The sequence below is a fragment of the Rhizobacter sp. genome, assembly GCF_031412495.1.
In the GTDB taxonomy this organism is placed as follows: domain Bacteria; phylum Pseudomonadota; class Gammaproteobacteria; order Burkholderiales; family Burkholderiaceae_C; genus Schlegelella_A.
The window spans coordinates 1-4,879 of the sequence record NZ_JANODC010000017.1; the positions used below are offsets into that span (position 1 = coordinate 1).

Annotated in this window: 1 protein-coding gene; it reads left to right on the plus strand. The window is 70.6% G+C overall.

The window, feature by feature from the left end; all coding sequences use genetic code 11:
• Positions 1 to 4,879: excinuclease ABC subunit UvrA (locus AC30N0_RS00680; RefSeq protein ID WP_489516021.1), on the plus strand; the 4,879-nt coding region annotated here is incomplete at both ends.

Consider the following 4,879-nt stretch of genomic DNA (forward strand, 5'->3'; position numbering starts at 1 on the left):
GTCGTTCCCGACCATCGGAAGACGCTGCGCCAGGGCGCGATCAAGACCCTGCAGACGCCGGCCTGGCAGGAGAACCAGGACGACCTGCTCAAGTACGCCGGCGAGGCCGGCATCCCGCGCGACACGCCCTGGGCCAGCCTCACCGAGGCGCAGCGCGAGTGGGTGATCGAGGGCTCGCCGAACTGGACCGGCAAGTGGAACAGCCAGTGGTACGGCGTGCGCCGCTTCTTCGCCTACCTGGAGTCGAAGGCCTACAAGATGCACATCCGCGTGCTCTTGTCGAAGTACCGCAGCTACACGCAGTGCCCGGCCTGCGGCGGCGCCCGCCTGAAGGTCGAGGCGCTGCTCTGGCGCCTGGGCTCGAAGGACGACGCCGATTTCGCCCTGCCGCCGGCGAAGCGCTTCCTGCCGGTCGGAACCGGCTGGTCCCGCGATCAGCTCGAGGCGCTGCCCGGCCTCACGGTGCACGACCTGATGCTGATGCCGATCGACCGCATCCGCGCCTTCTTCGACCGCGTCTCGCTGCCGAGCACGCTGCTCGACGACGCCCTCAAGCTGCTGCTCGACGAGGTGCGCACGCGCCTGAAGTACCTGTGCGACGTCGGCATCGGCTACCTCACGCTCGACCGGCAGAGTCGCACCCTCTCCGGCGGCGAGGTGCAGCGCATCAACCTGACCACCGCCCTCGGCACCTCGCTGGTCAACACCCTGTTCGTGCTCGACGAGCCGTCGATCGGCCTGCACCCGCGCGACATGAACCGGATCATCGAGGCGATGCACCGGCTGCGCGACGCCGGCAACACGCTCGTCGTCGTCGAGCACGACCCGGCGGTGATGCTCGCCGCCGACCGCCTGATCGACATGGGCCCGGGCCCCGGCGAGCGCGGCGGCCGCATCGTCTTCGACGGCACGCCCGACGCGATCCGCTCCGCCGACACGCTGACCGGCGCCTACCTCGGCGCGCGCAAGCAGGTCGGCATGGGGATCAAGCGGCTGGTCGGGCCGTCGACGCCGAAGCTCATCGTCGAAGGCGCGCGCGACCACAACCTGAAGAACGTCACGGTCGAGTTCCCGCTGCACCACCTGGTCACGGTGACCGGCGTGTCCGGCTCGGGCAAGAGCACGCTGATGCAGGACGTGCTGTACCCGGCCCTGCAGCGCCACTTCGGCAAGGCGACCGAGACGCCGGGCGCGCACGATGCGCTGCACGGCGCCGAGCTGCTCGCCGGCGCGGTGTTCGTCGACCAGAGCCCGATCGGCAAGACGGCGCGCTCGAACCCGGCCAGCTACGTCGGCGCCTTCGACGAGATCCGCAAGCTCTTCGCCGCCGAGCCGCTCGCCGTGCAGCGCGGCTACGGCGCCGGCATGTTCAGCTTCAACGCCGGCAACGGCCGCTGCCCGACCTGCGGCGGCTCGGGCTTCGAGCACGTCGAGATGCAGTTCCTCTCCGACGTCTACCTGCGCTGCCCCGACTGCGACGGCCGCCGCTTCCGCGCCGAGCTCCTCGACGTGAAGATTGACCGCCGCATCCCGAGCGACGTGGTCCGCGACCTCTCCGTCGCCGACGTCCTCGAGCTCACCGTCGCCGAGGCGGTGCAGCTGTTCCGCGACGACCGCGAGGTCGTGCGCCGGCTGCAGCCCATCGTCGACGTCGGCCTCGAGTACGTGAAGCTCGGCCAGCCAGTGCCGACGCTCTCGGGCGGCGAGGCGCAGCGACTCAAGCTGGCCGGCTTCCTGGCCGATGGAGCCCCCACGCTCTCTCCGTTCGTTGCCCCCCGAGGGGGCGCGTTCGCGGACCGGGAGACCCGGATCCGCGAACAGGCTGTGCCGCGCCTCGGCGCCTTCGAGGACGGCGCGACGCGGAGCCGCCGGCCGCGCGGCACGCTGTTCATGTTCGACGAGCCGACCACCGGCCTGCACTTCGACGACATCGCCAAGCTGATGCGCTCGTTCCGGAAGCTCCTGGAGGCCGGGCACTCGCTGGTCGTCATCGAGCACAACCTCGACGTCATCCGCGCCAGCGACTGGCTCATCGACCTCGGCCCGGAAGGCGGCGAGGGCGGCGGCGCGGTCATCGCCACCGGCACGCCGGAGGAGGTGAAGCGGCACGCGACCTCGCACACCGCGAAGGCGCTGCGCGACTACGACGTCGCCCTCGGCATCGACGGCCACGCGGTCGAGGAAGGGCTGCCGTTCCAGTACGCGCTGCAGCCGCTGCGCGCGCCGCGCCGCGTCGCCGACGAGAGCATCCGCATCGTCAACGCCCGCGAGCACAACCTGAAGTCGCTCGACGTGTCGATTCCGCGCGGCAAGTTCAGCGTCATCACCGGCGTCAGCGGCTCGGGCAAGTCGACGCTCGCCTTCGACATCCTGTTCAACGAAGGGCAGCGGCGCTACCTGGAATCGCTGAACGCGTACGCGCGCAGCATCGTCCAGCCGGCGGGCCGGCCCGAGGTGGACGCCGTGTACGGCATCCCGCCGACCGTGGCCATCGAGCAGCGCCTGTCGCGCGGCGGGCGCAAGAGCACGGTCGCGACGACCACCGAGGTCTGGCATTTCCTGCGCCTGCTCTACGTCAAGCTCGGCATCCAGCACTGCACCAACGACGGCTCGGCGGTGCGGCCGCAGAGCGCCGAGAGCATCGCCGCGCAGATCCTGCGCGACCACGCCGGCGAGCACATCGGCCTGCTCGCGCCGCTGGTCGTGGCGCGCAAGGGCGTCTACACCGACCTCGCCAAGTGGGCAAAGGCGCGCGGCCACACGCACCTGCGCGTCGACGGCGAGTTCGTCAAGGTCGACCCGTGGCCGCGCCTCGACCGCTTCAAGGAGCACACGCTCGAGCTGCCGATCGGCGACTTCGTCGTCAGCGCCGCGCACGAGAGCGAGCTGCGCGAGTGCCTGGCCAGGGCGCTCGACCTCGGCAAGGGCGTGATGCACTTGCTCGCGCCGCTCACCGGCCTGCGCGGCGCCATGCTCGCCGGCACGCCGACGCGCCGGCTCGGCGAGGTGAAGGTGTTCTCGACCAAGCGCGCCTGCCCGACCTGCGGCACGAGCTACCCCGAGCTCGACCCGCGCATGTTCAGCTACAACAGCAAGCACGGCTGGTGCACCACCTGCGTCGGCACCGGCCTCAAGCTCAACCGCGAGCAGCGCAAGGCCTACGACGATTCCATCAAGGGCGACGACAGCCGCGGCCGCGAGCAGAGCTTCCCGTCGGAGGAGGCCGAGGTCGAAGGCATCGCCGACGAGCCCTGCCCGGCGTGCGCCGGCACCCGCCTCAACGAAGTGTCGCGCAAGGTCACCTTCGAGGAGAAGTCGATCGCCTGGATCGCGCAGTGGTCGGTAACCGATGCGCGCAAGTGGGTCGAAGGGCTGGCGCTGGCCGGCCGCGACGCCGAGATCGCGCGCGACGTCGTCACCGAGATCAAGAGCCGGCTCGAGTTCCTGGAGGAGGTGGGCCTCGGCTACCTGACGCTCGACCGCGCCGCGCCCACGCTCTCGGGCGGCGAGGCGCAGCGCATCCGCCTGGCGGCGCAGCTCGGCTCGAACCTGCAGGGCGTCTGCTACGTGCTCGACGAGCCGACGATCGGCCTGCACCCGCGCGACAACGCGATCCTGCTGAATGCGCTGCAGAACCTGGCCGGCAAGGGCAACACGCTGGTCGTCGTCGAGCACGACGAGGAGACGATCCGCCGCGCCGACCACATCATCGACATCGGCCCGGGCGCCGGCAAGCGCGGCGGCCGCCTGGTCGCCGAAGGCAGCGTCACCGAGATCGCGTCGCACAAGGAGTCGGTGACCGGCCGCTTCCTGGCCCGTCCGCTGGTGCACCCGCTGCAGCCGCGCCGGCCGGTGGCGGCGGTGACGGCCACGACCGAGCGCAAGGAGAGCGCCGCCAACGCGCTGCTCACCATCCACGGCGCGACCCTGCACAACCTGCAGGACGTGACGGTCGACCTGCCGCTGAAGCGGCTGGTCGCGATCACCGGCGTGAGCGGCTCGGGCAAGAGCACGCTGGCGCGCGACGTGCTCCTGTCCAACCTGCTCTTCATCAACACGCGCGGCGCGCGGCCGAACTGGCAGGGCTGCGAGAAGATCGACGGCTGGGGCTACATCGACCGCGTCCTCGAGGTCGACCAGACACCCATCGGCAAGACGCCGCGCTCCTGCCCGGCCACCTACATCGGCTTCTGGGACACGATCAGGAAGCTCTTCGCCGAGACGCTGGAAGCGAAGGCGCGCGGCTACGCCCCGGCCCGCTTCAGCTTCAACACCGGCGAGGGCCGTTGCGCCAGCTGCGACGGCGCCGGCGTGCGCACCATCGCCATGAGCTTCCTGCCCGACGTGAAGCTGCCCTGCGACGTGTGCCACGGCGAGCGTTTCAACGCCGAGACGCTGGCGGTGAGCTGGCGGGGAAAAAGCATCGGCGACGTGCTGAAGATGGAGGTCGACGAGGCCGTCGACTTCTTTGCGACCATGCCCAACATCGCCCACCCGCTGCAGCTGCTCAAGGACGTCGGCCTCGGCTACCTCACGCTCGGCCAGCCGTCACCCACGCTCTCGGGCGGCGAGGCGCAGCGCATCAAGCTCGTCACCGAGCTGAGCAAGGTGCGCGACGACATCGGCAAGCGCGGCAACAAGGTGCCGCACACGCTGTACGTGCTGGACGAGCCGACCGTGGGGCTGCACATGGCGGACGTGGAAAGGCTGATCCGGGTGCTGCACCGGCTGGTGGACGCCGGCAACTCCGTCGTCGTGATCGAGCACAACCTCGACGTCATGGCCGAAGCCGACTGGATCCTCGACCTGGGGCCGGAAGGCGGCGATGGCGGCGGTCGCATCGTTGCGCAGGGCTCACCGTGGAAGATCATCGCGGAGC